General features: G+C 41.8%; 27 protein-coding genes and 1 tRNA gene. 15 read left to right on the forward strand and 13 right to left on the reverse strand.

The genetic code is table 11. From position 1 onward, the window contains the following. Positions 1 to 37: 37 nt before the first annotated feature. The 3 genes from arfB to BuS5_RS07405 all read left to right on the forward strand — a co-directional run bounded on the left by arfB (position 38) and on the right by BuS5_RS07405 (position 1,716). Entirely contained in the window at positions 38 to 463 is a 426-nt protein-coding gene (gene arfB, locus BuS5_RS07395; protein WP_027354615.1) for an alternative ribosome rescue aminoacyl-tRNA hydrolase ArfB, read from the forward strand. Positions 464 to 854: 391 nt separating this feature from the next. After that, entirely contained in the window at positions 855 to 1,232 is a 378-nt protein-coding gene (locus BuS5_RS07400) for a hypothetical protein (protein ID WP_027354614.1), read from the forward strand. A gap of 274 nt (positions 1,233 to 1,506) precedes the next feature. Further along, positions 1,507 to 1,716: an AAA family ATPase gene (locus tag BuS5_RS07405; RefSeq protein ID WP_084446177.1), complete on the forward strand. Its 210-nt coding sequence runs from the start codon at positions 1,507 to 1,509 to the stop codon at positions 1,714 to 1,716. A gap of 177 nt (positions 1,717 to 1,893) precedes the next feature. Here BuS5_RS07405 and BuS5_RS07410 read toward each other — a convergent pair whose 3' ends face one another. The 4 genes from BuS5_RS07410 to BuS5_RS07425 form a co-directional block, all read right to left on the reverse strand. Beyond that, entirely contained in the window at positions 1,894 to 2,205 is a 312-nt protein-coding gene (locus tag BuS5_RS07410; protein WP_027354612.1) for a hypothetical protein, read from the reverse strand. After that, a complete protein-coding gene (locus BuS5_RS07415) occupies positions 2,189 to 2,605 on the reverse strand; it encodes a CRISPR-associated endonuclease Cas1 (RefSeq protein ID WP_027354611.1) in 417 nt (138 codons plus the stop codon). Before BuS5_RS07415 ends, BuS5_RS07410 begins: the two co-directional genes overlap by 17 nt. Positions 2,606 to 2,626: 21 nt before the next feature. Further along, positions 2,627 to 3,781: an IS4 family transposase gene (locus BuS5_RS07420; protein WP_274427886.1), complete on the reverse strand. Its 1,155-nt coding sequence runs from the start codon at positions 3,779 to 3,781 to the stop codon at positions 2,627 to 2,629. Positions 3,782 to 3,905: 124 nt separating this feature from the next. Next, positions 3,906 to 4,349 carry a hypothetical protein gene (locus tag BuS5_RS07425; protein WP_274428128.1) on the reverse strand — a complete coding sequence of 148 codons (444 nt, stop codon included), beginning with the start codon at positions 4,347 to 4,349 and terminating at the stop codon, positions 3,906 to 3,908. A 222-nt stretch (positions 4,350 to 4,571) separates the two neighbouring features. Between BuS5_RS07425 and BuS5_RS07430 the strand changes: the two genes are divergently transcribed. Beyond that, positions 4,572 to 5,051, forward strand: coding sequence for a hypothetical protein (locus BuS5_RS07430; RefSeq protein WP_274427834.1), 480 nt, complete (start codon positions 4,572 to 4,574; stop codon positions 5,049 to 5,051). Between the two features lie 102 nt (positions 5,052 to 5,153). Beyond that, positions 5,154 to 5,699 (forward strand): hypothetical protein, encoded by a 546-nt coding sequence (locus BuS5_RS07435; protein ID WP_274428129.1) that lies wholly within the window; start codon positions 5,154 to 5,156, stop codon positions 5,697 to 5,699. 275 nt (positions 5,700 to 5,974) lie between these two features. Here BuS5_RS07435 and BuS5_RS07440 read toward each other — a convergent pair. From BuS5_RS07440 to pyrE, 4 genes are all read right to left on the reverse strand, one after another. Beyond that, a tRNA-Lys gene (locus BuS5_RS07440) sits at positions 5,975 to 6,051 on the reverse strand. Positions 6,052 to 6,161: 110 nt separating this feature from the next. Next, a complete protein-coding gene (locus tag BuS5_RS07445; RefSeq protein WP_051374838.1) occupies positions 6,162 to 7,643 on the reverse strand; it encodes a leucyl aminopeptidase in 1,482 nt (493 codons plus the stop codon). A gap of 21 nt (positions 7,644 to 7,664) precedes the next feature. Further along, positions 7,665 to 8,429: an SH3 domain-containing protein gene (locus BuS5_RS07450; RefSeq protein ID WP_027354157.1), complete on the reverse strand. Its 765-nt coding sequence runs from the start codon at positions 8,427 to 8,429 to the stop codon at positions 7,665 to 7,667. Between the two features lie 55 nt (positions 8,430 to 8,484). After that, complete coding sequence (gene pyrE / locus BuS5_RS07455; protein ID WP_027354156.1) at positions 8,485 to 9,036, reverse strand: orotate phosphoribosyltransferase; 552 nt, start codon at positions 9,034 to 9,036, stop codon at positions 8,485 to 8,487. 560 nt (positions 9,037 to 9,596) lie between these two features. Between pyrE and ftsE the strand changes: the two genes are divergently transcribed. The 6 genes from ftsE (at position 9,597) to BuS5_RS07485 (ending at position 15,332) form a co-directional block, all read left to right on the forward strand. Next, complete coding sequence (ftsE, locus tag BuS5_RS07460) at positions 9,597 to 10,286, forward strand: cell division ATP-binding protein FtsE (RefSeq protein WP_027354155.1); 690 nt, start codon at positions 9,597 to 9,599, stop codon at positions 10,284 to 10,286. Positions 10,287 to 10,483: 197 nt separating this feature from the next. Then, complete coding sequence (gene ftsX, locus BuS5_RS07465; protein ID WP_027354154.1) at positions 10,484 to 11,362, forward strand: permease-like cell division protein FtsX; 879 nt, start codon at positions 10,484 to 10,486, stop codon at positions 11,360 to 11,362. Further along, a complete protein-coding gene (locus BuS5_RS07470) occupies positions 11,326 to 12,798 on the forward strand; it encodes a peptidoglycan DD-metalloendopeptidase family protein (protein ID WP_027354153.1) in 1,473 nt (490 codons plus the stop codon). The genes ftsX and BuS5_RS07470 overlap by 37 nt, the downstream gene beginning before the upstream one ends. A gap of 5 nt (positions 12,799 to 12,803) precedes the next feature. Next, entirely contained in the window at positions 12,804 to 14,198 is a 1,395-nt protein-coding gene (locus BuS5_RS07475; RefSeq protein WP_027354152.1) for a S41 family peptidase, read from the forward strand. Continuing rightward, complete coding sequence (locus tag BuS5_RS07480) at positions 14,191 to 15,138, forward strand: divergent polysaccharide deacetylase family protein (protein WP_051374834.1); 948 nt, start codon at positions 14,191 to 14,193, stop codon at positions 15,136 to 15,138. The genes BuS5_RS07475 and BuS5_RS07480 overlap by 8 nt, the downstream gene beginning before the upstream one ends. 17 nt (positions 15,139 to 15,155) lie before the next feature. Beyond that, entirely contained in the window at positions 15,156 to 15,332 is a 177-nt protein-coding gene (locus tag BuS5_RS07485; protein ID WP_084446028.1) for a helix-turn-helix domain-containing protein, read from the forward strand. 342 nt (positions 15,333 to 15,674) lie between these two features. Here the strand turns inward: BuS5_RS07485 and BuS5_RS07490 are convergent, their stop codons facing one another. The 5 genes from BuS5_RS07490 to BuS5_RS07510 all read right to left on the reverse strand — a co-directional run bounded on the left by BuS5_RS07490 (position 15,675) and on the right by BuS5_RS07510 (position 21,571). Continuing rightward, positions 15,675 to 17,213 carry a YifB family Mg chelatase-like AAA ATPase gene (locus BuS5_RS07490; RefSeq protein WP_027354150.1) on the reverse strand — a complete coding sequence of 513 codons (1,539 nt, stop codon included), beginning with the start codon at positions 17,211 to 17,213 and terminating at the stop codon, positions 15,675 to 15,677. Positions 17,214 to 17,305: 92 nt separating this feature from the next. Then, the gene (locus BuS5_RS07495; RefSeq protein WP_027354149.1) at positions 17,306 to 18,091 is read right to left on the reverse strand and encodes a CoA-transferase subunit beta; all 786 of its coding nucleotides are present in this window, start codon (positions 18,089 to 18,091) and stop codon (positions 17,306 to 17,308) included. A gap of 33 nt (positions 18,092 to 18,124) precedes the next feature. Further along, complete coding sequence (locus BuS5_RS07500; RefSeq protein ID WP_027354148.1) at positions 18,125 to 19,204, reverse strand: CoA transferase subunit A; 1,080 nt, start codon at positions 19,202 to 19,204, stop codon at positions 18,125 to 18,127. Positions 19,205 to 19,336: 132 nt separating this feature from the next. Then, complete coding sequence (locus tag BuS5_RS07505) at positions 19,337 to 19,783, reverse strand: CBS domain-containing protein (RefSeq protein WP_027354147.1); 447 nt, start codon at positions 19,781 to 19,783, stop codon at positions 19,337 to 19,339. A gap of 180 nt (positions 19,784 to 19,963) precedes the next feature. After that, positions 19,964 to 21,571 carry a S8 family serine peptidase gene (locus tag BuS5_RS07510; protein ID WP_051374831.1) on the reverse strand — a complete coding sequence of 536 codons (1,608 nt, stop codon included), beginning with the start codon at positions 21,569 to 21,571 and terminating at the stop codon, positions 19,964 to 19,966. A 272-nt stretch (positions 21,572 to 21,843) separates the two neighbouring features. Here BuS5_RS07510 and BuS5_RS07515 point away from each other — a divergent pair, with 272 nt between their 5' ends. The 4 genes from BuS5_RS07515 (at position 21,844) to ahcY (ending at position 26,266) form a co-directional block, all read left to right on the forward strand. Then, positions 21,844 to 22,668: a nitroreductase family protein gene (locus BuS5_RS07515; protein WP_027354146.1), complete on the forward strand. Its 825-nt coding sequence runs from the start codon at positions 21,844 to 21,846 to the stop codon at positions 22,666 to 22,668. Positions 22,669 to 22,792: 124 nt separating this feature from the next. Further along, on the forward strand, positions 22,793 to 23,629 hold the full coding sequence (panC, locus tag BuS5_RS07520) for a pantoate--beta-alanine ligase (RefSeq protein WP_443112709.1): 837 nt from the start codon (positions 22,793 to 22,795) through the stop codon (positions 23,627 to 23,629). Positions 23,630 to 23,662: 33 nt separating this feature from the next. Beyond that, positions 23,663 to 24,832 carry a methionine adenosyltransferase gene (metK, locus tag BuS5_RS07525; protein WP_027354144.1) on the forward strand — a complete coding sequence of 390 codons (1,170 nt, stop codon included), beginning with the start codon at positions 23,663 to 23,665 and terminating at the stop codon, positions 24,830 to 24,832. A 9-nt stretch (positions 24,833 to 24,841) separates the two neighbouring features. After that, positions 24,842 to 26,266 (forward strand): adenosylhomocysteinase, encoded by a 1,425-nt coding sequence (ahcY, locus tag BuS5_RS07530; protein WP_027354143.1) that lies wholly within the window; start codon positions 24,842 to 24,844, stop codon positions 26,264 to 26,266. The last annotated feature ends 163 nt before the right edge of the window (positions 26,267 to 26,429 follow it).

Here is a 26,429-nt window from a genome sequence, read left to right on the forward strand (position 1 = left end):
AATTTTGAAAATAGGCGGTGGAATTATATAAACCGGCATGATTTATGTAAACTCAAACATCTCAATTGATGAAAAAGAAATTAAACTCGATTTTATTCGCGCCTCAGGGCCTGGGGGGCAGAATGTCAACAAGGTCGCTTCGGCTGTACAATTGCGCTTTGATGTCGAGGGTTCATCCTCTTTGCCGGATAAAGTCCGCGCAAGGCTTGTTCTCCTGGCAGGCAGAAGGATTACCGACGACGGTATCCTTATCATTAAGGCGGAGCGGTTTCGCACGCAGGCTCTGAATCGTCAGGACGCAATCAATCGTTTGACCGGGTTGATCAGGGAAGCCCTGAAAGAACCGAAAATTCGAAGAAAAACAAAACCTTCAGCATCATCAAAAAGGCGTATGCTGGACGGCAAACGTCACAGAAGTAATCTCAAAAAGTTACGAAAATCTGCTCAAACAACTGATGATTAGCCATTTAGGGTGGGCATTGCCCCATATGCATCAAGCTAAATCAGATGTTCAATGAATACTGGTAGTTTTGATCAAAACTATTCTGATATCTAAAACTCCGATATAAGGATTTTTAAATAAAGAGGTAGCTTTCAACGCTTACGTTACGAGGGGTTTTAAAGCGCGTACAGGCGCGTAATTGCGCCAGGGCAAATCGATAAGCACCGCTCATCTCGGCATGTTTTAAAGCGCGTACAGGCGCGTAATTGCATAAATAGAGGTGTTTGTATGACTGTGTGGCTATCAAGTTTACTTAATTAACATATTGATATAATTAGTATTTCATACTATTATCTTTGCTTAAATCCTTATATCGGAGTTTTAGTACTATACAGCCGACGGTTTTTTAAACATGGAATCCATACTCATTGATTTTGAGGAGTATATTATTAAAATCGGAGTCAATGCCTTTTATTCCAGCCGGAAGCCATATGAAAAAACCGGACAATTCCTCCTTTCAGCATGGCTGTATCAGTTTGTTGAAAGGGGAAAAGGTGAATTGCGCTTTGAGCCTTTTACGGGTCTGGGCAGGATAGATATTCTTTTAATCTATAAAGGGCGAAAATACATAATTGAAACAAAAATAAACCGTTCGACCGGAGTGCGCATAATTGAAAAAGCAATTGATCAGCTCTGCCACAAATATCTTTTAACTGAGCGGGTAAATGAAGGATATGTGGTTGCTTTTGATGTAACCGTTCACGGTTATAGGTTCACAGTTAACGGTTGAAAAATACAGCAGGTTTCGGTGGATTCGCTTCGCTTAATCCACCCTACAAACTTACGTTGCTTTTGAACCGTAGGGTGGATTAAGGAGCGTAAGCGACGAATCCACCAAAGTAGCTGTCCCGCCTTACGTTGATGGCCTGAGATTCAATTTATAAACAGGAAATTATGCCGCTTGTAACCGTGAACGGTTACCTTTTTTTTAACTGGGACACGCCAAAGGTCAAGGCAGCATACCGGCAAGACCCCGTTTTTTTTGAATCAGATGCGCGAATGTTATGCAGCGGGGGAAAAAAGTATGGGTAGCGTTGGATGAAATCCATAAGCGCACCATGTGGAAGGATATTCTTAAGGGCTATTATGACCAGTTTTATGAAATCTTCCGCTTTGTGATATCAGGAAGCGCAAGGCTTGATATGTTCAAAAAAACGGGTGATGCGCTCATAGGAAGGTATTTCCCTTTCGGAAACCGGATCAAAAAAATTTAAAAACCTTCACCTGTGGCATGAAATAATTACCGACGAAAATAGGTCAAACCTTTTTGACCTGATAGCTGGTGAAAAACCCCTTCCGTATGACCTGTGGGATCAAATGTATGAATTTGGGCCATTCCCCGAGCCTTTGCTGAAAGGCGACAAAGCCTTTTCAAACTTGTGGCATCAGGATTACCTCTCCTTGTACCTGAGAGAGGAGATCAGGGATCTGACCAGAATCTCAGACATCGACGGCGTTGAGACCCTGGTTTCTCTTCTGCCGCCACGGGTGGGAAGTATGTTGTCTATAAACAGTCTTATTAAATGGCGGCATAGATTGCGAATCTGATTTTTTATCACATTTTTTAAAAGTACCTTTTCACCATGATACTTAACGGCGGCGCCCTGTTTTTCAAGCAGGGATTCAATTAATTTTTTTCTGCTCGCATTGTTTATCAAGCCGTTTCTCTTGTTCATCGCCAGTTTTTCATTTTTGGTAAGCATGCTGAAAACAACCCGATCCACAGCCTGGGGCCGGAATCTCTTCCGCGGCGGCAGAGCCGTAAACTGTATCAGGAGACCGGTGTCTGCTGTAATATTTAAGAAGATTAATCTGGTTTTTTACTTTTCCTTCAATAATTTTTTTTGCCAGCTCTAATGCTTCGTGTCCGTTGTGAAGAAACTGTAATTGCAAAAGACCGAGATCCATATCGCCGTACACAGGATTCTGGAGCGCGCATAAAGGCGCTCCAAAGGTATCGCTGAAGAATATCGAAATTTTATTTTTACTGCAATACAGGATCAGATCCGATGAAAGCGTAATCCCCCGTGAAATAATATTGATTGTTTCCAGTTTATGCAGCGGAAAATCCAACTGTTTCACGCCTCTTTTTTTTACGACCATATTTTTTTCAGTAGTGTCCGGTTAAGTTTTTGCATATAGCATTTGCTCTTTGATAATCAGATTATCAGACCATACGTTTTTTTCGTCAGTACGTAATTCGTTCTGGATGGTATTTCTAAGCTGACGAATCCTCTTTATTGATACAGGTTCATTAAACTGTTCATGGCAGTATATGGCCATAAGCAGGTAGGTTATTAACCCCGCAAGGATTTGAACCATCAGGCCATATCTACTGTGAGCAATCAAGTGGTACACTTTTAAATGTTTCTTCCACCATTTGAAAAAAGTTTCGATATCCCATCTAAGCTTATAAACGGTTGCAACCTGCTCGGCTGTAAGGTCATAACGATCAGTTGCCACAAAATATTTGACACCGGCAATTTTATAACCAACCAGTCGAACCGGCTTTCTGGTCTGGTTTACCCCAGGAGTGCCAAGAAGAACCACAGCATCATAAAAAATATAGCTGTCGGGATCAACAGGCTGCTCTTTGATAATAGTTCTTGTTGTTTTCGCTTTGATGCGGCAAACAAAATGTTTTTTTTCATCCTGAAGAAGATCAAAATCCTTATGTGATTGATACCCCCGATCCATGATTCCTGTTTGGCCTTTTGTAAGGATAGACCTGACAAAGGGGCGTTCAGCGCCATTTCCATTTGTCAGATGAATTTTTATAGGAATCTTGCGATTGACATCAAAGCCGAAATGGCCTTTTGCTTTTTTAGCGCCTTTTCTGTAATCAGCCCAGTACATGGACAGAACTGCATCAATTAAAGATCCATCAATGGAAACGAGTTCACCGAGATCTGAATAATTTGATGGTAAAGCATTTTGTGCCTGGCTGCAAAGAGCTTGAAAAACATATTCAAGCTGTTCAAGCCCTCGAGAATTGATAATTTCGGAAAAACTGCTACGACTGATCCCTCCATCTGGAGCGACACATTCTTTGGCAAAATCGTCTTCTTTAAGGTGTTGAATAAGATCACGAGCTGATTCATGTTCTTGTAGATGGAAAAATATCAGTGCGTGAAGCTGATCTTCAAAAGTCATTTTCAATGGCCTGTGACCTCGGGATTTAAGCTGTGGCGTGTCAGGAAAAATCTTTTGCAAAGGTTTGAGAAATCGAGCATGAGATTGGGGATTAAAATTCTTTTTTGGGATATTGAATATGTCCATTTTTGTCTTAACTCCTTGTTATAATTATAATTTTATAACAAAACGATAAAAAATTTTTATTTGGTTTGTCAAGTAAAAAATGAACATTTTTCTAATTTTTTTATCCCATATAACATGCAAAAACCTAACCGGACACTACTGTATTTTTTTGATTCTTTCCAACAAAGACGCCAAAACTTTCAACAACCAGTTCACGATTAATATTTTCAAGTTTCCTGTACCTGTTTTTCTGTTTTTTAACGGCCAGGTCGGCTGCTTTTTCAGGGTTTTTCTCTTTGGCGGATTTGGCCTGCCGGGATTTGTCAAGATTCCTGATACATTGATTTGCCGTGTCAATTATCCATTTATCAAGAAACGCTTTACCCTTTGAGCCGAATAACATTACAGGCATGAGCATGGTTTTAACAGCAGTTTTAGCGGGCCGCCTGCTGCTTCTATTATAATGATAAACAAGAGAATCAATTATTCTGTTCTGCAAAAACAGGTTGAGTCTGTCGCAGGCTGCTTTGGAATCGACAAGTCTTCCATAATAGTATTCAAAGCCGGTTACCTTTTCCTTGAGTTTCAAAAAAAAACTTCAGTCTGTTTCAGGAATTTATTTTGAACCGGATTTTCGGTGCTCTCCCGCTACTACATTGATTATAAACCGAGCATGTTTAATGTTTTAATTGAAAGTTAACATAGCTTTTTGTTACATACTGTTTATTTTTAATTCTGATTTGATGCTTATTTTTAAAACAAACAAGGACTCATTTTTGCTTCTTGCTACCCAGTTTGGGAGGAAAAGATTATGAGAAAATCATCAGATTGGAATCAACCTTGCCCGAACAAAAATTGTAAGTGCTATGGGCAAGTAAATCAAAGAAATATTAGTTCTATCAGTACTTATATGACAAAAAGTGGTAAAAGGCGTATTTTTAAATGTTCTATCTGTGGCGAAAGATTTTCCGAAACACGTGACACTGCTTTTTTCGATCTAAAAACTGAAGAAGAAAAGGTAATGATGGCATTGAAGATGATCCTGGTAAATGTTGGAATAAGTGGAATCGCTTTCGTGCTTGGTATTAAAGAGGATACCGTTTTGTTCTGGTTGGATAAAGCATATAAAAACGCAGATGCAATTAACAAAGCGCTTCTCAAGGAACTTCCTGTAACTCATGTGGAATTGGATGAAATGTGTAGCTTTGTCAGGCGAAAAGTAAGTAAAAAATCTGAGAATACGAAACCTGAGAGCAGTCAAGAAGCAGAAGATGGTCGACAATGGATCTGAATCAGTTATGCTCCGCAATTCCGTCTTATTCTGGCTATGGTTGTTGGCCCCAGGACATTTGAAACCGCTCTTTCACTCATTGCAATGACTGCTGGCATAGTATTGGGAGTTCTCTGCTTCTTTAGCGACGGGTTTAGCTGCTACTTCAATGCTCTGCTTGAATACTACCATGAAATAAAAATCTTCCCAAAAACCGGACAAAGGGGACATCCGAAAGAGCCTGTTAAAGAGCCTCATTCTGAGTTGGTATATGGCCAGATGGTAAAAGAGAAGAAAAATGGAAAACTCCTCAAGATCACTTACCGCATCAGGTGTGGAGCAGAACGACTTGCTAAACTGGGGTTCAAAATAGGCACCAGTTTCCTTGAAAGATTGAACCTTACCATCAGGCAATCTCTCTCTCCTCTGAAACGAAAGACTCTTGGCTATAGCAAAAATAGAGAGAATCTTAAAAAACAAACTGTTTTTTTTCAAGCATTTTATAACTTTGCTCGTCCACATATGAGTCTCCGGGAAAGGATCTGTGATTCTGAAGAACGTTTTCAAAAAAAATGGAATCAAAAAACTCCAGGTATGGCAGCCGGAATTACTGACCACGTTTGGACGTTTAGAGAACTCTTAACTGTAAAAATTGCTACTGATTTATAATCAATGTAGTAGCGGGAGAGTACCGATTTTCAGATAATTACCTGATTTTAAAACTTGGCACAAGGCCAGAGGGAGGAAGGTGTATTGTAATACTTCGACGACCGATAACACAGTGAAATTATTTATGTGAAAATCTATAGCATCGATGATGAAGAACGTGAGGCTATAGCAACGTATGAGAAAGTTCGAAAAAATTCTCACACAGAATGAAAAGAGTCCCTCAGTATGACACCCTGAGGGACTCTTTAACTATAACAAATTATTTATTATTTTATTGGTGGGCCGTGAAGGAATCGAACCTTCAACCTACTGATTAAGAGTCAGGTGCTCTGCCTGGTTGAGCTAACGGCCCATATAAGGTGTTCTGATGATATTATACAACAGAATTTTACATAATATCTTATTTTTAGCTTTTGTCAATATTTTAATTCTAATTATGATCGAACAGGTCGAATTTTGCTACTACAGCTTTTCCAGTAGATCACAGAATAGCCTTACTCCGAAGCCCGTTCCTCCATGCCCGCAGTATGCTTCCTCTTTTTTTATATAAGCTGGCCCTGCAATATCTATGTGAGCCCACCTTTTATTGTCGGTAAATTCTTTAAGAAACAGGGCGGCGGTTATAGCTCCTCCCCATCTTGAATCGCTGATATTGTGTATATCCGCAAAACCACTTTTTAGAAGTTTCTGATAATCATCCGGCAGGGGCAGTCGCCAGCACCTTTCATTTGTGTCTTGTCCGGATTGAAGGATTTTTTCAGCAAGTTCATCGTCAGAGGCAAATATGCCTGCTATTTTTTCACCCAGCGCTACAACGCAAGCACCTGTCAGTGTGGCGATATCTATAATTATTTCCGGTTTATATTTTTCAATGGAGTATGAAATGGCATCTATTAATATCAGCCTTCCCTCGGCATCGGTGTTGCCTATCTCAACGGTTTTACCACTATAACTTTTTACTATATCACCAGGCCGTGCCGCATTGCCTGAAGGCATGTTTTCAACCACAGGCAGAACACCGACGACCTTGAGTTTGGGCTTAAGTTTTGCAATAGTGATCATGGTGGCGGCAACAACAGCAGCTCCGGACATATCTGTTTTCATATCTTCAAGGGCACCCTGGGGCTTCAGGTTTATGCCTCCCGAGTCGAATGTAACGCCTTTACCCACAAGCACAATGGTTTCCTGGGCATCATTGTGGCTATATTCAAGACAAATCAACGATGGTTTGCTTTCACTCCCTTTTGCCACTGCAAGCATTGCCCCGAATTTTTTTTGTTTTAGCTGGGTTTCATCCAGGACTTCAACCTTCAGGTCAACTTTTTCAGCGTTGGCGACTATAGATTCTGTAAACTGTTCCGGCCGCTTGTCATTAGACGGAGTGCTTATCCATTCTCGTGCCAGAATGGTGCCACTACATAATGCTTCGACTTGTGCCGGCAATTCTTTGAATTGATCCGTTGCGTCATGTTTTAAAAGAAGATTGATCCCTGTTAAAGGTTTAAGTTTTTTTTCTTCTTTATATTTATCAAAAATATGATTTCCAAGACAGGCGCCCTCCAGCAGGGCTTTGATAATAAAATGTGGCTCAGCCTTAATTCCCCTGGTAATGTTTTGACCCGCAGGAGCGGCTATTAAAATATTTGATAATTTTTTCTTAATGGATTCCTTTGTAGCTTTACCTGCAAAAGCCCGTAATACTTCAATATTAATATCCTCAAGTTTACCAAGACCTAAATATATCACTCTTTCCGCTTTTATTCCTGGAAGATTATACAGGATTACCAAATCATCTTTTTTGCCCTCAAATTCATTCAGAGATTTTGCTTTTTTTATAAGAGAAGATATTTTTCGTAAATTATGGATCTCTTTATCTTCACATACCGGTATAATCAGAGCATCCACAGATGTTTTTTTCAGATCGACCGATTTTAATTGCATCATATTTAAATTCTCCTTATTGAATTATTGATCAAGATTATTATTTCTGAGACGCAAAACCATTTCACGAGTCTCCCCTGCCGATTGCAGTGCTTTATATGACAGCAAAACGGCAAGACAAGAGAGACTTATTGACGCAAAATTAAGAAGAAGACGGAGCCATCCTGTAATTCCTTCATGGTAAATTTTGCCGTTGGATGCTAAAGGGTCTTTCTTCTGTTCTGTTACCGATGAAATAATCTTGCCGGATACTTTGCCAGTATTCAAAGAGTTTGTATTATTCTTCTCATCTATTTTTTTTTTTTCAGTTTTTATCTCTGTTGCGGCTTCTACAGGTCCTTTTGTATAAACTGTCGGATCACTTGTTTGTTTGCTGCTAAGGTCCGCCTGGTCGATGTTTTTATAAACAGGTGGTTTTTCAATACTTTGTTCATCAGGAATAGTTTCATGAGCTTCTGATACCATAGTTTTTTTTTGGTCATTCGGAATTTTTTTTTCAACGCTGATCAGTTTTAAAAATTTTCCGTAAATCCAACCCTCATATGAATATGCTGTTCCGGATATGGCTACTCTGTACCAGTCTGTCTGCTGATCCTTTACGATAACCAGGGTCCCGCCCGGGATTCCTGTTATAATTTTTTTATTCATCCCCGGCGCCTGCCTGAGGTTCACACTGGATATTATTTCGCCATAAATGATCTCTGTTGCGAAAGAATTGCGAGATGGGCAGGTAATCATAACCATGATAAGAAAAATAAGATTTATATATAAATTTATATTTTTTTGCATAGTTCCTCGTTCCTCAGGGCTCTCTCAAAAACAAATTTTTTATGAAAGATTCGGATCAGGCGCGCCATTGCATCAGTTCTTTCCTGGTAATAATTGCTGAGACATTTTCAACTTGTTTTCGTATATTTGCTATGCCGCCTTCTTGCCGATCTACAAGTATTACAACCTTGACAACTTCCAATCCTTCTGAACGTGCTCTATCTATTGCTTTTATTGTCGAACCTCCGGTCGTGGCAACATCGTCAAGGATTGCTACTCTTTCTCCCGGGAGTATCTCTCCTTCGATCCATTTGACTATACCATGGTCTTTTTTTGTTTTGCGTATGGAAAAGGCTTTTATAGGCTCATTCTGTAATTCGGATGCAAAAGCAGCGGCAATTGACACAGGGTCGGCGCCGAATGTAAGGCCTCCTACCGCACGGATCCTTTGGTCTTTAATGGCGTCAAATACAAGGTGGCCGGCAAGAAACATTCCTCGCGGGCTTAATGTGGTCGGTTTACAATTGATATAAAAACGGCTAAGTTTGCCTGAAACCAGCTTAAAATCCGGTTTTTCGCTATATTTAAATGATTTGTGGCATAGAATATCGATTAGTTCTTGTTTCATTTGATTGATCGGAGTATTTAGATTCATTAGCTTGTTTGGATTGTTCGAGTGTATTGCTTTGTATAATATAATAAAAAAACAGTTTATTTTAAAATAAATATCATATAAAAAAACCTCCACTGGAATGGAAGAAGCGAGTTAATGGGATTCAGTGGAGGCATTTAGCAAGGAAAACTGATTAGAGCACTCCTTAAGCCAAAAAACACATACCAATAAAAATTATTCTGGTCAATTGTAAAATGAATTGTAAAAGGCAATCTGCCTTGGCTGTGGAGAATATAAATAGATTTAGGGAACTGGAAGAAAATAATATACCTATATCGTGCAGAACTTTTGTTCGTCTTCAAGGCGTGATGGCAGGTACATAGCGAGCTATGTACCTGTTATTACAACGTAGAAGACGGGCAAAAGGGCAAGCAGGATGGGTAAATTATTTTTTGGAAGTTCCCTTACCAGTAAATTTTGTATTTCCGGATGAACAATAGCAAATGGCATAAAATTTGCTATTAATGAAAACATATATTTAATATTACATTTTATCCGGATCAGGAAACCATTTAATGATAAACGGTCGGTCTGAGATGCCTATTATCAGAATGTTTCATGTTTACAGATATTACGGCAAAAAAAAAGCCTTGATCGATATAAATCTCGATGTTTACAAGAATGAGGTTTTATTTCTAAGCGGTCCAAGCGGCGCCGGTAAAACAACTCTTTTGAAACTTCTATATCTTGGGGAATCTGTCTCTGAAGGGCAGGTAATAGTGGATGGTATGAACCTGTCCAGAACCAGCTTCAAACGCATACCTGCATTAAGGCGCAAGTTTGGTATAATATTTCAGGATTATAAACTAATACAAACAAAGACTGTTTTTGAAAATGTTGCGCTTGTTCTTGAGGCTGCAGGAAGAAAGAGCCGGCTTCTTGAAAAAAAGGTCAATAGTGTCCTCAGGATAGTAGGTATGGAGGATAAACGTGATCTTTTTCCTCCAAGTCTTTCTGGTGGAGAGCAGCAGCGGGTGGCCGTTGCCAGGGCTGTTGTGGGTGATCCTAAAATTATACTGGCCGATGAACCGACCGGTAGTCTCGATTCCGAGTCAGCCGGTATTGTTTTCGATCTTCTTAAGAGGTTTCATACACGGGGTACTACTGTAATAATTGCAACACACGACAAGAATTTGATCACCCAGGCAGGAGCTCGTGTTGTATATCTCAATAATGGCTATCTTCAAACGCATACAAACATATAAAGCGGACCCTTAACTATAACCTCGAAAGGCCATAAATTGCGCTTTTTCAATGGCCCTGAACATCAATAGCTGCGTTGCTCAGGCTCGCAATAGCCCGCTATTACGAGCCTTCCCGTCTTGCTCTTGATGCTCATTGCTCACCGAAAAAAACGCAATTTATAACCTTCCGAGGTATATTTCTGCAAAAAACATATCCGATGATTATTTTTTTCAGACGTGCCGTTCAGGATATTTTGAGAAACAGAATCCTGAATATGATCACTGTTATCACAATAGCTTTATCCATAATTATTATAGGAAGTTTTGCTATTTTTATTATCAACACGAACGATATCCTGGATTCCTGGAAGCAGTGCACAAGGATAATGGTATATCTTAGGCCGGATATTTCTAAAAATGAAATTCCCGGTATTAAACAAAAAATAATCGGAATCTATGGGGTAAAAAGTGCCAAGTTTATTGCAAAAGATGAGGCTTTATCGTTGCTTAGAAATAAGATGAAACGGCAGGCGGCGATCCTTGACAATTTGCGTAAGAATCCTCTGCCGGATGCCTTTGAAATAGAGATGACGCCTTCATGCACTGATAAGAGAAAAATTGAATCTATTGTCACGGTGATTGAGTCTCTACCATTTGTGGATGATTTGGAGTACGGCCAGAGATGGATCGGACAGTTTGCTGATATCATGCGCCTCTTTAGGCTGGCAGGCTTTGCCGTTGGAGGTCTTTTTTTTATAGCATCCGTGTTTATAGTTGCCAATACCATACGGCTGGTTTTATATTCGAGACGTGAAGAAGTCGAAATCATGCGCCTTGTGGGAGCAACTGAAAAGTTTATTAAAATACCTTTTTTTATAGAAGGGATTATACAGGGAGTTCTTGGAGGAATAATAGGTGTGGTTGTGTTGTATATCGCTTTTGTTTTTATATCTTCAAACCTTTCACAGGGAATGTTAACCGGATTTCTAAGCCTCAGATTTTTCCATTTTAAGGTGCTCTGCTCAATTATTTTATGCAGCATGTTTGTCGGGTGGTTAGGATGTTTTCTTTCTTTTATACATTTCAAAAGAATATGAGTATTTTCAAACAAATAAATAGAAAAAATTTTTTTTCTGCTTTAATTTTTTTCTGTTCGGTTTTGACCGTTAATAATGGATTGGCCAAAGCCGATGTATTAAGTGAGATAGGTGTTGTTACTGTCAAGAATCTTAATTTACGTCCAGCACCCGACCGAAAAAATACTCCTATCAAGCGGCTGAAGCTGGGTGCCAGGGTGGAAATTATAGATCATGAAAAAAAATGGCTGAAAATTTTACATGAAGGTTTGACCGGTTATGTGAGAAACAGTAAGAATTATATTCAAATTATACAAATGCATGGGATAGAGAGAAACAAAAAAGATAATCTCTCGACACTTGATCTGGCTAAAAATGAAGTGGAAAATATTAACAGGAGGATTGAGCAGAGAAGAGCGAATATTCGGTCATATACAAAAAAGGAGGCTGATATTGTGGCAAGACTTGACGTATTGGACCGATCCCTCAATGATTCAAGAAGATCTCTCCGTTTATTTAAAGAAGAGGTTGAAGGCTTCGAAAAGCGGATAGATAAAATCCGAATGGAGTACGATGCATTAAGTGCAGAGGTCGAGAGTTGTGAAGAGTACATCTCATTGCGGCTGGTGGCCCTGTATAAACTTAATGCCCTTGGCGGGATGTATATTTTAGCCTCTTCGGAATCGATTAGTGAGCTCTATCAAAGAAAAAGAGCCTTTGAACAGATACTTGGTTATGATAATGAGGTTCGTAGTAATCTTTTGGATTCCAAGTTGCGGCTTAAGAGAGTTAAAGATAGTCTGAATGCACGAAAAAATGAGAAACTGGCGCTTGAAAAAAGTATTGATGAGCATGTTAGGCTTATCTCCCGCGAACAGGTTGAGCGATCAAAGTGTCTTGATGATATACGCAACAAGAAATCGCTGGAATTAGCCTCTCTTGCTTCCTTAAATAAATCTGCAAAGGCGCTTGACAATACGATAAGGTCATTAATCCTTGAACCTAAAGCGCATAAATCGGCTGCCGGTTTGCAAACATATGGATTCAGCTCGAGGAAAGGATTGCTCAGAATGCCTGTAAAAGGCAGGATTGTAAACTTTTTCGGCCCTTATCAGGATACTAAATTCAACATGAAAAGTTTTCGCAAGGGCATAGATATTAAAATTGAAAGAGGCGAGCCGGTCCGTGCCGTTTATAATGGGACGACAATATATGCAAAATGGTTTAAAGGATACGGCAATATGATAATCATCGATCATGGTGAAAATTATTATACTGTTTATGCGCATGCTGAAGAAATTTTTATTACAAAAGGTGATATTGTGGAAGAGGGGGATGTTGTTGCTACGGTTGGAGATACCGGATCAATGATTGGTTCGAGTCTCCATTTTGAGATACGCCATCACGGCAAACCGATCGATCCGCTTGAATGGATTAATAAGGACCGCAAGGGGTAAATAAAATGAAACTTACTGAAAACCGACACTTGAAACTATGGATGGTCGTGATATGTGCTGTAATATTCTGGACAATAGGGGCGGGCTATTCCAGGGATCTTTCCGCAAGCAGTGAAGAGACATACAAGGGGCTGAAAACATTTTCCGATGTTCTTGATATTATAGAAAAAAACTATGTTGATGAAGTCGATACCAAAGAGTTGATACAAAAAGCCATCCAGGGCATGGTCCATAGTCTTGATCCACATTCTTCATTCATGCCGCCTGAAGCTTTCGAAGATTTGAAGATTGATACAAAGGGCAAATTCGGAGGAATCGGTATTGTGATCAGCATGCCGAAAGGTATTCTTACGGTGATCTCACCTATAGAGAATACACCGGCATATAAGGCCGGGATTAAAACCGGAGATATAATTATAAAGATAGACGGTGAATCGACCAAGGATATGATGCTTTGGGAATCCGTTAAAAGAATGCGGGGTCCCAAGGGCGAAAAGGTTGTTATAACCGTTTTTCGCAAAGGAACTCCTGAACCTATAGAGTTTAATCTTGTACGTGATATCATACCTGTTGAGAGTGTTAAATCGATTGTTCTAAAACCCGGATACGGATATATAAGGATTACCAATTTTCAGAATAACACTACAAAGGATGTTGCGAAGGTTTTGAAAGATTTTGAATCCGATAATCACCGTATTAAAGGTTTGATACTCGATCTGCGTGATAATCCGGGCGGACTCCTGGATCAGGCTGTAACGGTTTCAGACCTTTTTCTGAAAGATGGTATAATTGTAACTATAAAGGGCCGGCTTGGTAAACATACAAAAAACTACAGGGCTCATAATGATGATACTGACAGGAATTATTCCATAGTGGTTCTGGTCAGCGGCGGCAGCGCCAGCGCTTCCGAGATAGTGGCCGGAGCGCTGCAGGATCATGGAAGAGCGTTAATACTGGGAACAACAACCTTCGGCAAGGGATCGGTTCAAACAGTAGAGTCTTTGCGTGACGGATATGGCCTGAAATATACAATTGCAAGGTACTATACTCCAAACGGGAGATCGATCCAGGCCCTGGGTATTAAGCCTGATATCGTCGTTAAGCAAAGATTCCTGGAAGAAGATGAAGAGGATAAACCGGAAGATATTTATTTTAAGGAGAAAGACCTGAAAAATCATCTTGATGCGGAACCTGATAAGGGTAAGCAAAAGAAAAAAAAATCTGAAAACAATGATTCCGTAAAAGAGAAAAAGCATGAAATTCAGAGCAGGCATGGCGTTCTCAACCTTGAAACGCTTAAGATGGATAACCAGGTAATGCGCGCACTCGATATTCTTGTGGGATATGATATCCTGAACGGCGGCAAGGCACAAAAGGACGAAAGTAATATAGATGGCTAAAAGAAAAACCTATAGCCTTGCAACTCAATCTATACGTTTAATTGCCGGACTGGTTATTATGATATTAATAGTCGGTTCGGCTCTGTTTGTTGCGAATTATTATCTAAAAAGCCCGGAGCCGGAACAAGATATCGCCAAACAAGATATCGCCAAACAACATATCGCCAAAAAAAGTCCGATGCATTCACGGCCTGTTTATGAAGTCTTTCCGGTTGAAAAGAAACAAGTCCATAAACCGGTCTCATTGCCTGTAGTCAAGAGACCGAAAAAATTACCCCGTGTAGCCATCATTATCGATGACATAGGGTATGACCGCTTAATAGCCGAGAAATTCCTCAGACTTGATGCAAGGCTTACTTTCTCTGTGCTTCCGCATAGCCCTTTTGGCAAACAAATTGTCGATTCAGCACGCAGAAAAGGGGTTGAAATAATGCTCCATCTTCCCATGGAACCTGTTGAGTATCCGAAAATCGACCCCGGAAAGGGCGCGCTTTTAACCTTAATGTCGCCTGATCAACTTATAAGTATGTTGAATAAAGATCTGGACTGCATCCCCTGCATAAGAGGAGTTAACAATCATATGGGGTCAAAAATGACGGCGGAATCGGAAAAAATGAACCAGATCTTTTCCATACTCAAAAAAAGGGGACTCTTTTTTATTGATAGCCGCACGACTTCGGACACCTTGTGCAGATCTTCGGCCCGTCTTTTTAAGATTCCTTTTGCACAAAGGGATATATTTATAGATCATAGATCAGATTCCGTTTTTATACGCAAACAGATTAATGCTCTTATCCACACAGCCATGAGTCGAGGAGAAGCTGTGGGTATAGCGCATCCCCACCATGAAACTTATAAGGTATTCTCTGAAATGCTTCCGAAACTGAAAAACAAGGTAAAGCTTGTTCATGCTTCAGATATAGTGCACACGCTGGGTTAAAATTGTTTTTGGCGGGTATGCAGTTCGGCATTAAAAGGGATACGGTCTACAAATGGATCAGTAACAAACAAATGCCGGGGCACAAAATCGGTAGGCTTTGGAAGTTTAAAAAATATGAGGTTGATGAATGGGTTCGCAGTGGAGGAACCAATTACGCGCTAAGCGATGACCAAGGGAAAAATGATGACCAATAGGAGCTTTCTAAAAGACCGTCTGGAAAGATTTGTACTTAAATTGCGCGTTCTTGTTTTGGTGCTTGGAGAAATTGCACAACCACCTTGGTGGAAAACGGAATTTATGAACAAGACGGGATTAAGCTACCCTGACACATAGGGATAACGTAGTGAAATTATTTATGTGACGGTCTATAGCAAGCAGCGATTAAAAAATAAAATTGATAAATTGTTTAATATCAAAGCAGCTCAATTGCGAAAGCTCATAACTGATATGTATGGTGAATAATCATTTCCTCCATAAGATTCCTGAGCCAGTTACGGCATACGAACACTGTATGTATTTTTTGATTTAATGTTACTTCAGGTGTACTTCACATTCCCACGGTCCAGGCTTCTGTATTGAATTGCCTCGGAAATATGATCAACTCTTATATCTGTTTCCCTTGCCAGATCTGCAATTGTACGCGCAATCTTCAGCACCCTATTATAGGCCCTGGCTGAAAGGCCGAGTTTGTCGATAGCTGTTTCAAGGAGAGCGCTGCATTTATTATCAATTTTGCAGTATTTTTTGATGTGGCGGCTGCTCATCTGTGCGTTGCAGTATATTTTAGTCCGTTTCAATCTTTCCGATTGCAGGTCACGAGCTTTTGTAACACGTTTTCTGATCTTCTCCGAAGTTTCTGCCATGGAATCCTGCATGAGATCTTTGTATGGAACAGCCGGCACATCTACATGAATATCTATCCTGTCCATTAGCGGTCCTGATATTTTAGACCTGTATCTCCGGATCTGCTGGTAAGTGCAGCGGCACTCGTGTTTCGGGTCGGACAAATACCCGCACGGGCACGGATTCATTGCTGCAACAAGCATAAAACTCGCAGGATATGTTAAAGTCGATGCTGCCCGAGAAATGGTAACCTTGAGGTCCTCCATAGGTTGTCGCAGCACTTCCAGTACATGCTTTTTAAACTCCGGCAGCTCATCGAGGAATAGGACTCCATTATGCGCCAGGCTGACTTCACCTGGCCTTGGAATATGGCCCCCGCCTATTAAACCCGCATCCGACATTGTGTGATGCGGTGTTCTGAAAGGCCGTTCCGTTACAAGGGCCTGCTCTTGTTCAAGCATGCCGGTTACTGAAAATATTTTAGTTGTTTCAATAGCTTCATCAAAAGTTAAAGGAGGCAGGATTGTGGGAATACGTTTTGCCAGCATGGTTTTCCCGGAGCCGGGCGGCCCGATCATTATGAGATTATGTCCTCCGGCTGCAGCGACTTCCATGGCGCGTTTTACATGTTCCTGGCCCATAACTTCGGCAAAATCGTTTCCGGATCTGTTAACATGAGCGAAAATCGATTCAATATCAGTAACGGCAGGTTCTATCTTGTTAAAACCTTGCAAATAATTGACCACCTGGGGCAAATTTTTTACAGGCAGCACTTCTATACCCTTTACTACGGAAGCTTCGTTTATATTGTCATCAGGAATCAAGATTCCTTTATAACCTGCATCCCTTGCGGCAATGGCCATTGAAAGTGAGCCTGTCACAGGCTTAATGCGGCCATCCAGGGAAAGTTCGCCCAATACCAGGTAGTCTGATATTAACTCCTGCTGAAACAGCCCTGTTGCGGCCAATATCCCCAAGGCAATCGGCAGGTCAAACCCGGTTCCTTCCTTTTTAATATTTGCAGGAGCAAGATTTACTGTAATCCTGTCATCAGGAAAGGTATAACCTGAATTGTTTATTGCAGATTTTACCCTCTCACGGCTCTCCTTGACGGAGGCTTCCGGCAGCCCGACTGTTGTGAATACCGGAAGCCCCAGGGAAATATCTATTTCCACTTCAACCAGGTATGCATCTATACCAATAACCGCACTGCTGAGTATCTTTGCAAGCATTAATTATGATATCCCGAAAATGAGATGTTGGAGTGTTTTGGTTTACAGTTTTAAAGTCGAATTTTTAAAAAAACGTTTCTTAATATTTTGAGTTACTCAAAAACTTTCCGTTTCAGAAAGAAACCCTCCGGATCACACTTTTCCCGCAGCAGCCTTAAATCATCTTCGGATGGTTCTTTCATTTCTTTCAAATATGGAGATATCAGCAACTCGAAACTTACCATTTTCTGAATATCATCAGGTTTTTTACCGGGGATCACTTCCAACAGCATCATCCGATGTGACTCCGGATCAAAACCAAACAGGGCCTGATTGGTGATCACACGGTAGGGACCGGAGCCGAGCACACCGGCTTTCCTTCTGTAATCAGGTGATCCGTCTCCGAAACCGATACTGCTGCAGAAATCAAGTTTTTCAACAAACCGCCGTTTTTCAAGGGCCATGATGGATATTGTTTTTTCACAATTGGCCGCCATAGCTCCGGCGCCCCCGCTTCCCGGGAATCTTGTAACCGGACGGCCGTAGGTTCCGCCCTGGAAGTGAGAATTAATATTACCGTACATATCAATCTGTGCTCCGCCGATAAACGCGTAATCCGCATATCCTCTTTGGGTCAACTCAAAGGCATTGCACAGTCCTTTGGCGTACAATGCTTTTCGAAAAGCCCTTGTATCGCCCACCGAAAGAGGCATGCCTTGCTCCAGAATTGATGCCAGAGATCCGGCTTCAAAAATCATGTTAAGGTTAGGCGCATGGGTTAGCTGAGCGAACATTGCAGAGATAATCGGCAAGCCTGTTCCCACGAAAACGATAGTTTCATCTTCCAGCACTCCGGATCCGGTGTAAGCTATCATTTCAAATGCTCCGTATCCAGCCATTATACAATCCTCCTTGAGCCGGTTTAAATTTTTTCATATTTTGACAATCGGTTGGGCTCCGTCCTGTTTTATGAGATCCTTCAAAAGTTTGTAAGGCTTTTTCTCCAGGAAATCGTCAAAAGTCTCACATCCGAAGATGTACTCATCATAGTATGCCCGCAGTTTGTCTTTGTTACCGGTTTTTCTGAATTCGTCGCAGATTTTTTTAAACTTAAGAAAATACGGCATGTCAAACCAATAATATCCGTAGCAAGCTCCGGGAGTGGCACCGAAAGGCTGCTCCACAACTGCATCTACAACCGCGTAGGGGATTTCGGTCAGATTAGGGTAACTTCGGATATTCCCGTCAGGTATGATTTGCTCGGTGGTAAGAATACAATTAACTGCTGCCTGAGCGATCTCCGGGCATGTGCAGAGGGCACCGAAAATTCTTGCATTACCATACATATCACTCATGGGAACATGAATAATGGCCAGATCCGGATGACAGGCTGGTACCAGGTATACGTTTTCGTCTGTAAAAGGACATTTCACCATTTGTCCCCGGTTGACCAGTTCCATATCGCTGCCGCCGTGATCGCGGGTCGGTAAAAACGGCACTCCCATAGCTCCGGCTTTGAAGCGGGCAGACATTCCGTAATTGGTGTAATCGTCCAATTCCACCATACCTTTGCTGGTCAGATACCGTAACAGCGGTGCGATGCCGATGACCCCATATCCGTACCATGCCAGTTCAATCCGCCGGATGGACAAATGATCCGGTTCCAGGATCATGGCGCCGGCTAGAAGCTCGCAACAAATGGAATTGGATTGAAAAGAAAGGGTCAGATTTTTGGCGCCTTGCCGGATGATTTCATGAATAATGGCTACCGGTGCCCGGGTATTCACAAATCCTCCGATTCCGATATTTATCCCATCGCGCAGATATGTAGAAAGCGCTTTTTTTAATGTGCACTGCTTGTCTTTTAATCCCTTTGTCTTTGCGACAGCGGCTTTTCTTGCTTCTTCGGGAGTCGGCCCCCAAAATTCAAACGGTGCGTCGGCTCGTTTGTTTATTTCTTCCCGGCTCAGCGCCGTGATATTCATAATATCGGAACTGACTCGTGTTACCATATTATGTACCTCCGTAACAATTAAGGAAAGTCAGTGATAATAAAAGGCTATCGAGTTTTAGAAATTTGGGAACGAGGGTCTCTTGAAAAGAGTACCAGACCCTGAAGCCCGAGCCCTGCACTCTGTAAACGGTTACAAAAGCGTTTTAAGGACATCCTCTTTACCTATTATACCCACCAGTTTTCCATTATCAATAACCGGCAGCGTGTGAAAATTTTTATCAACCATAAGCATTGCCATATGACCTACATCAGTATCCGGGTCTATGGTTACCGGATTTTTCGTCATCGCATCTTTAACTTTGATGGCTGCAATTTTTTTTATATCCTTTTCAAGTTTTTTAAATGAAGTTAATGGAATGTATCCGTCAAGCAAGGTAAAGATGGAAGGTAGTTTAATATTTTTCTGCTGCGCTATCAGATCGCTCTGACACAATATTCCCACCACTACTCCCATATCATCCACAACCGGCGCTCCGTTGATATTATTGTCAATAAGTGATTTTGCCGCAGGAACTATATCTGTTTCCAGGGAAAAAAATATTACATCCTTTTTCATTATATCTTTAGCTTTTAACATAAGTCCGCCTTTTATGAGATTTTGTATTACAATTTATAATAAATAGATCAAATACCTATAATTTATGGAATCAGTATGTTCCGTATAGATGCAAGCCTTTTATCAATCTTTCCAGGAAGTAGAAAAGGGCTTTGGTAAAAATGAAATTATTTATGTGACAATCTATAGCTTTCCGGCAGTTTACTGTGCGGCAGCAGATGTTTTGCCGAAATCGGAGGCGAACTGCTTCAGGGTTACGTTACTTTCCGATCTTATATAATCGGCAAGGTCCATTCCGTCCACGTCTTCATCCGCTTTAAAGTCCCCGCCTAATGAATTGGTCAGGCGCCATGCCAGCGCATAATCCCATCTGAACACGCCTTGTCCTTCACCCGGGACAACCTCAAGAAGGTAATCACGATTTTGTTCCAGTAATATCCATATATTTTCCGAATTATTTGTCCGGCTTTCCGAACTGGTGATCATAACAGGATTGTCGGAGTCAGTTATATCGTATAGTATTAGGTCAAGATTGTAAAGAGCGGCGGCGCCGTCAAAACTCCCTGTCTCACCGCCGTTGATCATGAGGTTCCATGATAAATTAACCACAAGACGGATATGTTCTGAGTCTGTGCAAAAGTAATAAGATCCCGTATTATTACAATCATCTTCCCCACCAAAGCAGGGATCGTAATCAAAACCTGACAGACCTATCTCCCCCCGGTCGTTGTCAGGATCATCATCATAACTGTTTTGTTCACCTGCGGCTATGATGTAATAACTTTGATAAATATTTAACTGGCCTGCGCCATATCGGGAATCCAGACCGTTGGGAGCCATATTTGCCTCGTCTGAACGATAATCGATTATGTTGGCGTCCCCAAAATTGGAAGTGCAACGGTCGGCGCCTGCCATCAATGCGGCCTTGATAACCTCGGATCGTTCCGCATTATATATGGTGTTTCCATTTCTATTGGCAGAGTAAGATGATTCAGGATCTGTTGAGAGATTCGGGTTTTTATGACCTAAGTGGACAAGCAGCGCTGCCGCTGAGGCCACTACAGGTGTAGCGCTGCTGGTTGTTCCCATGGGCGCAACAATATCCGGGCGGGCCCTGTTGTCTGTGTAGGTTTCATCTACATAGGGCAAACCGTGCCCATGGCCGTCGTCAGTACGCCCAGTAATTATGGCGTTAAAGGAGCTGGATAAAAAAGGTTCGTTTGTAGAACCGTTACTAAGAGCCGCCACATGAATATATTCATCTCGATCTATAACCCAGTCGAGCCGCCTTAGAGCGTCGGAATTGTAAGTATTTCCAGAGAAACTGCCTATCCAGCTGTGGTTCGCCACCCGGGCGGATGTGGCGTCCGGTTTCTTTGTATTGTTTCCAGTATTTAAAAACCCGGATGTCAGCCAATCTATTGCCGAAAAACTTTCAATAAGTTTTATCCCCGTAGTCATGGAGGAAGTGTTGCCGTAAAAGATCCCTCCAACCGATGTTGCATGCCCGGAATATAGCCCAGGAGTTATTCCGGATTTGTCGATGATCTCTTTGCCGGCAAACTGGTCTGAAGATGGATCAGGCATCCAGGCATCTACACCAGCTTCTATTTGCGCAACCTCTATTCCATTTCCGTCAGGAAGAGTCGTATCAGGTTCTTCCTGTAATTTTGTGAATTCTATATCATCCTTGTACCCGGCATAAGCTGTGTTCAAATTGAGCGTTGCAGATGCAAGAATGACTGCAAATAACAAAAAGTTGTAAAAAGATAAAATAGTCGTTTCTTTTTTTAATTTGTTTTGAGTCATGTGCCACTATCCTTATTGTTTCCTAAGGTTTTTCCCTATATTTTCTCCCTCTGTCTCTGAAAACCTGTAAATGCTACTACGCAAATATGGTGCCGGAAAAAAATCGGAATTGGAGTATTGCAGTTACAAAACAAATTTAAAAGGAGTTGATATTTTACGTAAATTTAGGTTAATAGATTTAGGTTGAATTCATTAGCTTTTTTGGATTTGCATTTTATAGAACAATTTTTTACATCAGCCGGTCATTTTTTTAGCATGAAAGGATAAAACAGATGGGCAATATCATTACTGTTGAAAGGGAAAAGTGTTTAAAAGACGGGCTTTGCGTTGCTGACTGCCCGTTAAATATTCTTACGCAGGATAAGGACGGTTATCCTGTGCCGGTTGAAAATGCCGACAAGGTTTGTATTGATTGCGGTCATTGCGTGGCTGTATGTCCTTCCGGTGCGCTGGACCAGCGAAAGATGGCAGCCGCCGATTGCGTGCCTCTAAAAAAAGAACTTGAAATCAGCGCCGAACAGATGGAGCAATACCTTTGCGCACGCCGGTCCATTCGCCGGTATCTGCAAAAACCGGTTGAAGGTAAAAAAATCGAAAAGCTGCTTGCTATTGCCGGCTATGCCCCCAGCGGTCATAATGTTCAGCCGACCAAATGGCTGGTCATTAATGATGCAAACGAAGTCCGCAGGCTGGCCGGACTTGTGGCTGACTGGTTACGCTGGATGATAGAAGACCAGCCGGAGTTTGCCGCAATGCTTCATATGGACAAAGTGCTTGCTGCGTGGGATAAGGGCAAGGATCTGATTTTACGTAACGTACCACATTTGCTTGTTGCCTATGCACCGAAAAATGAACGTACCGCTCCGGCCGCCATTGTTTCCGCAATTGCCTACATTGAAATAGCCGCCCCTGCTTTGGGGCTAGGCACCTGCTGGGCCGGATACTTTTTGCGTGCCTGCCAGACATTCGAGCCGCTAATGAAGGCGCTATGCATGCCTGAAAACCATACAGTCTACGGTGCTGTGATGATAGGTTATCCCAATGCTGAATACCATCGCATTCCGGCCAGAAAGGATGTGGATTTGACCTGGCATTAGGGTTTAAAATCTATTATGGCATGCAAATATGTTTGATTTGACATATAATGTTTACTGATTATGTTTGGTAAAATGAAAAAAAACCAACAAAATAATTTTTAAAACAGGTAAGATTATTCAAATTATAAATAAAATAAAAGAGATGCAGTCTCTTCCCGATCGTATTAAACGTGAAGAAAAAAGGATTGCGCTTGTCCCCACAATGGGATTCCTTCACAAGGGGCACATCTCCTTGATGAAAGAAGGGCTGAAACATGCAGAATTTCTGGTTATCAGTATTTTTGTTAATCCAACCCAGTTCGGCCCCGGGGAAGATCTGGAATCTTATCCGCGGAATTTTGAAAGGGATTTCGCTCTTGCCGAAAAAGCGGGGGTAAATGTAATTTTTGCTCCCGAAGCCAAGGAAATATACTCAGCACACTTTCAAACTTATGTTACACTTCAAGACCTTCCCAACCATCTTTGCGGTATCTCCAGGCCTGACCATTTCAGAGGCGTTGCAACTATTGTCACCAAGCTTTTTAATATTGTCAAGCCCAATGCAGCGGTTTTTGGCCAAAAAGATTTTCAGCAGCTTGCCGTTATAAAACAGATGGTATCCGATCTGAATTTGGATATTAAAATCATCGGCGCCCCTATTATAAGGGAAGACGACGGACTGGCCCTGAGTTCGCGCAATGTATATCTTTCCCCCTCTGAACGTTTACCTGCTCTCTCCCTTTTTAAAGCTTTGAATAATTCACAAAGACTTCTTGCAAGCGGGGTTACCGACGCTTCTAAAATTATCAGCGAAGCAGTTGAACTGATCGATTCATACAGGGAAACCGTAATCGACTATATTGCTGTTTGTGATCCTGAAACATTGACAGACATAAAAAGAATAGAAAAGCCTGTCTTAATGGCTCTGGCAGTCAAGGTCGGTAAAACACGACTGATAGACAACATGGTACTTGAGCCATAATTATTTTATCCATCAAATATAAGGAGACATTATATGAACAGGGAAAAAGTATTTTTCACATCAGAATCGGTGACTGAAGGACATCCCGATAAGGTGGCTGATGCTATATCCGACTCCATACTGGATGCTATTATCGCACAGGATAAATCATGCAGGGTAGCTTGTGAGACTCTTGTAACAACAGGAATAGCTTTTATTGCGGGTGAAATTACAACTACATGTTATGTGGATATGCCTCAAATAGTCCGCGAAACACTAAAAGATATAGGTTACAATTCATCAAATATGGGCTTTGACTGGCAAACCTGTTCCGTTATTACCAGCATAGACCACCAGTCACCTGATATTGCCCAGGGAGTTAATACCGGCGAGGGACTGTTCAAGGATCAGGGAGCGGGTGATCAGGGTATTATGTTCGGATACGCAACCGATGAGACCCCGGAATTGATGCCTATGCCTATTATGTATGCCCACAAACTTACCCAAAGGCTTGCTTATGCAAGAAAGAATAAAATTCTCGATTTTCTGCGGCCGGACGGTAAATCCCAGGTAACGGTGGAATATGTCGCCGGCATCCCCAAAAGGATAGATACCATTGTAATATCTACACAGCATAAACCTGATATCCCTTATGATCAATTGAAAGAGGCTGTGATTGAAGAGATTATAAACGCTGTTGTGCCTGAAGAATTGATTGATGAAAATACAAGATATTTAATCAATCCCACCGGTAAATTTGTAATCGGCGGCCCCATGGGCGACTGCGGGTTAACAGGCCGCAAAATTATTGTCGACTGTTATGGAGGGAAGGGGAGCCACGGCGGCGGATGTTTCTCTGGAAAGGACCCGTCAAAAGTCGACCGGAGCGCAGCGTATATGGGAAGATATATTGCAAAAAATATCGTAGCCTCCGGTATAGCAAAAAAATGTGAGCTACAGGTGGCTTATGCAATCGGCGTGGCGGAACCTGTATCGGTGATGGTCGATTTTCTGGGAACCGGCGTTATTTCCGAACAGAAAGCGGAAGAGATAATCTATGAGATCTTTGATCTAAGGCCGGCTGCCATTATAGAAAATCTTAATCTTTTGAGACCAATTTATAGAAAAACGTCCGCCTACGGACACTTTGGACGAGAAGAACCGGATTTTACCTGGGAAAGAACGGACAAGGCCGACATTATCAGAAAAAAAGCCGGATTATAAGGAGGATATATGCCCTGTATGGAACTAAATCTCACCTTGCCCTTTAAGGTCGCCGATATATCACTTGCGGATTTCGGCATAAAAGAGATGAAATTATCTGAAAAAGAGATGCCGGGATTAATGGCGGTTCGTGAAAAATACGGGCCCCGGAAACCGCTGAAAGGATTGCAGGTCATGGGAAGTCTCCATATGACCATCCAGACTGCCATGCTTATCGAAACTCTAAAAGAACTCGGCGCGGATATACGATGGGCGACTTGCAATATCTTTTCTACACAGGATCATGCCGCCGCTGCTATTGCCAAAAATGGTTCTGCTGCTGTATTTGCATGGAAAGGCGAAACCCTTGAGGATTTCTGGTGGTGTACGGAACAGGCGCTTATATGGCCGGACATGACCGGCCCGGATCTTATTGTTGATGACGGCGGCGATGCGACTCTTTATGTCCATCAAGGTGCACTGATAGAAAAAAATCCTGAACTTCTTGAGCAGGAATATGATAGTCCGGACATGAAATGCCTTATAGAAAGATTAAAAGCCGGCTATAAACGTGATCCCGGCTTCTGGACAAGGATTGCATCTAATATCCGCGGCGTTTCAGAAGAGACAACCACAGGCGTGCATCGACTTTACAGCCTGGCCGAGAATAATCAGCTCCTTTTCCCGGCTTTTAATGTAAACGATTCGGTTACTAAATCCAAATTTGACAACCTTTACGGTTGCAGAGAATCCCTTGCAGACGGAATCAAACGTGCAACAGATACCATGATAGCAGGAAAAAAAGTAGTAGTTTGCGGGTATGGCGATGTTGGTAAAGGATGCGCCCAATCTATGCGCGGATTCGGAGCTCGGGTGATTGTAACCGAGGTTGATCCCATATGCGCTCTTCAGGCGTCCCTGGAAGGTTATGAGGTCTTGACCATAGAAGAGGCGGCTCCGATTGGTGATATTTTTGTTACCGCTACCGGCTGTACCATGGTAATCCGGGGTGAGCATATGGAGCGGATGAAGGATGAGGCTATTATCTGCAATATCGGTCACTTTGATAATGAGATTGAAATGCGCTACCTGGACAACAGTCCTGATTGTAAAAAGGAAGAGATTAAACCCCAGGTTGATAAATGGAGATTGAAATCAGGTCGAAGTATTATAATGCTGGCTGAAGGACGTCTGGTTAATCTGGGATGCGCAACCGGACATCCGAGTTTTGTAATGAGCAGCAGTTTTACCAATCAGTGCCTGGCGCAAATTGAACTGGCCTCCAAAAAGTATGGCAAGCAGGTTTATATGCTTCCTAAACTTCTCGATGAAGAGGTGGCGCGACTGCATCTTGACAGGCTTGGAGTAAAACTATCCAAACTAACCAGGGAACAGGCAGATTACCTTGGCGTTCAGGTTGAGGGGCCGTATAAATCTGAGTATTACAGATACTAATTATGTAGGGGCAGAATCCATTTCTGCCCCCATTTCTAAGCAAGCAGAATCTATTTCTGCCCCTGTATCATTTTTGGCGGATTAGAATCCGCCCCTACACGGCACTCTTTCAAAAACGCCGGATATTCGGCATTACTTATTACCAGAATTTTACAAACTGAAA

It is taken from the genome of Desulfosarcina sp. BuS5, from assembly GCF_028752835.1.
Classification (GTDB): Bacteria; Desulfobacterota; Desulfobacteria; order Desulfobacterales; family BuS5; genus BuS5.

Excerpts from the sequence above, each read along its gene's own strand:
- BuS5_RS07430 (WP_274427834.1), top strand. The coding sequence starts at position 4,572 with ATGAGAAAATCATCAGATTGGAATCAACCTTGCCCGAACAAAAATTGT.
- BuS5_RS07470 (WP_027354153.1), top strand. The coding sequence starts at position 11,326 with ATGTTTTCTTTCTTTTATACATTTCAAAAGAATATGAGTATTTTCAAA.
- BuS5_RS07420 (WP_274427886.1), bottom strand. The coding sequence starts at position 3,781 with ATGGACATATTCAATATCCCAAAAAAGAATTTTAATCCCCAATCTCAT.
- BuS5_RS07415 (WP_027354611.1), bottom strand. The coding sequence starts at position 2,605 with ATGGTCGTAAAAAAAAGAGGCGTGAAACAGTTGGATTTTCCGCTGCAT.
- ftsX (WP_027354154.1), top strand. The coding sequence starts at position 10,484 with ATGATTATTTTTTTCAGACGTGCCGTTCAGGATATTTTGAGAAACAGA.
- pyrE (WP_027354156.1), bottom strand. The coding sequence starts at position 9,036 with ATGAAACAAGAACTAATCGATATTCTATGCCACAAATCATTTAAATAT.
- BuS5_RS07405 (WP_084446177.1), top strand. The coding sequence starts at position 1,507 with ATGCAGCGGGGGAAAAAAGTATGGGTAGCGTTGGATGAAATCCATAAG.
- ftsE (WP_027354155.1), top strand. The coding sequence starts at position 9,597 with ATGATAAACGGTCGGTCTGAGATGCCTATTATCAGAATGTTTCATGTT.
- BuS5_RS07410 (WP_027354612.1), bottom strand. The coding sequence starts at position 2,205 with ATGCTTACCAAAAATGAAAAACTGGCGATGAACAAGAGAAACGGCTTG.
- BuS5_RS07475 (WP_027354152.1), top strand. The coding sequence starts at position 12,804 with ATGAAACTTACTGAAAACCGACACTTGAAACTATGGATGGTCGTGATA.
- BuS5_RS07510 (WP_051374831.1), bottom strand. The coding sequence starts at position 21,571 with ATGACTCAAAACAAATTAAAAAAAGAAACGACTATTTTATCTTTTTAC.
- metK (WP_027354144.1), top strand. The coding sequence starts at position 23,663 with ATGAACAGGGAAAAAGTATTTTTCACATCAGAATCGGTGACTGAAGGA.
- BuS5_RS07490 (WP_027354150.1), bottom strand. The coding sequence starts at position 17,213 with ATGCTTGCAAAGATACTCAGCAGTGCGGTTATTGGTATAGATGCATAC.
- ahcY (WP_027354143.1), top strand. The coding sequence starts at position 24,842 with ATGCCCTGTATGGAACTAAATCTCACCTTGCCCTTTAAGGTCGCCGAT.
- BuS5_RS07500 (WP_027354148.1), bottom strand. The coding sequence starts at position 19,204 with ATGGTAACACGAGTCAGTTCCGATATTATGAATATCACGGCGCTGAGC.
- BuS5_RS07450 (WP_027354157.1), bottom strand. The coding sequence starts at position 8,429 with ATGCAAAAAAATATAAATTTATATATAAATCTTATTTTTCTTATCATG.
- BuS5_RS07400 (WP_027354614.1), top strand. The coding sequence starts at position 855 with ATGGAATCCATACTCATTGATTTTGAGGAGTATATTATTAAAATCGGA.
- BuS5_RS07485 (WP_084446028.1), top strand. The coding sequence starts at position 15,156 with ATGCAGTTCGGCATTAAAAGGGATACGGTCTACAAATGGATCAGTAAC.
- BuS5_RS07505 (WP_027354147.1), bottom strand. The coding sequence starts at position 19,783 with ATGTTAAAAGCTAAAGATATAATGAAAAAGGATGTAATATTTTTTTCC.
- BuS5_RS07445 (WP_051374838.1), bottom strand. The coding sequence starts at position 7,643 with ATGATGCAATTAAAATCGGTCGATCTGAAAAAAACATCTGTGGATGCT.
- BuS5_RS07480 (WP_051374834.1), top strand. The coding sequence starts at position 14,191 with ATGGCTAAAAGAAAAACCTATAGCCTTGCAACTCAATCTATACGTTTA.
- BuS5_RS07515 (WP_027354146.1), top strand. The coding sequence starts at position 21,844 with ATGGGCAATATCATTACTGTTGAAAGGGAAAAGTGTTTAAAAGACGGG.
- arfB (WP_027354615.1), top strand. The coding sequence starts at position 38 with ATGATTTATGTAAACTCAAACATCTCAATTGATGAAAAAGAAATTAAA.
- BuS5_RS07495 (WP_027354149.1), bottom strand. The coding sequence starts at position 18,091 with ATGGCTGGATACGGAGCATTTGAAATGATAGCTTACACCGGATCCGGA.